The sequence below is a fragment of the Streptomyces katrae genome (assembly GCF_000966975.1).
GTDB classification, from domain to species: Bacteria; Actinomycetota; Actinomycetes; order Streptomycetales; family Streptomycetaceae; genus Streptomyces; species Streptomyces katrae.
In genome coordinates, this window is record NZ_JZWV01000521.1 from 1 (window position 1) to 1,119 (window position 1,119).

1 protein-coding gene is annotated in these 1,119 nt (G+C 80.2%); it reads right to left on the bottom strand.

All coding sequences use genetic code 11. The annotated features are described in order from the left end of the window. Positions 1 to 53: 53 nt before the first annotated feature. Positions 54 to 1,119: citrate/2-methylcitrate synthase (locus VR44_RS19015; RefSeq protein WP_045948738.1), on the bottom strand; the 1,066-nt coding region annotated here is incomplete at its 5' end.

Consider the following 1,119-nt stretch of genomic DNA (forward strand, 5'->3'; position numbering starts at 1 on the left):
CCGGGCCGCCGCGCTCGGCCCCCTGCGGGCGGTGTCCGGCGGCTGAACCACCGTCAGGGGAGCGGGCGGGGCGGCCGCCGACCCGTGTAGTGGCCGCTGGGGCGCATCCTCAGCGGCCGCTCCTGGTACTCCTCCAGCGCGTGCGCGATCCACCCGGCGGTCCGGGCCACCGCGAAGACGGTCTCCCCGGCCTCGGCGGTCATCCCGGAGGACAGCGTCAGCACCGCCAGCGCAAGGTCCACGTTCGGGTGCAGCCCGTGCCGGGCCATCACCGCCGCCACCTCCCGCGCCGCGCCCAGGGCCGCGGCCGCCGGGGGCAGCTCCGCCAGCCGCCCGGACAGCGCCCGCGCCCGGGGGTCCTCGCCCCGGTACAGGCGGTGGCCGAACCCCGGCATCCGGCGGCCCGCTCGCAGGTACTCCGCCACCACCGGGGCGGCGCCGCCCCGTTCCAGCACCTCCGCCAGCATCCGGTGCGCGAGCCGGCCCGCCGCCCCGTGCAGGGGGCCTTCGAGCGCGCCGAGCCCGGCCGAGACGACGGCGTACGGGTGGGCCCGGGCGGAGGCGGCGACCCGGACGGCCAGGGTGGAGGCGGCCAGGTCGTGGTCGACGAGCAGGGCCAGGGCCAGGTCCAGGGCGTCCACCGCCACCGGGTCCGGCTCCCGCGCGGTCAGCCGGGACCACAGCCGCCAGGCGAGCCGGCCGTCGCCCGGGTGCTCGGGCGCCGCCTCGGGCAGGGCCCCGACCAGGGTCGGGATCAGACAGCGCGCGGAGCCCAGTACGGCCTCCCCCGACAGGTCGAAGCGCAGCGGGTCCGCGACCGCCGCGGCGGCCACCGCGACGCGCAGCAGGTCCAGGGGCCCGCTGTGCTCGGGCATCGCGGCCACCGCCCGCCGGGCCGCGGCCAGGAGCTCCGCCGGAGCGGCGAACCGGGCCCCGGGCGCCGCGGTCCCCGTCCAGAGCCACTCGGCGACCTCCTCGAAGGCGTACCGGGAGGCCAGCTCCACGGCGTCCACCCCGCGGAACCAGTACCGGTCGGTCTCCGGCTCGATCAGGGTGAGCGCGGTGCGCACGGCGAGTTCGCCGGCCGGGGGCCCCGCCGCCTCGCGCCGGCTGCGCCGG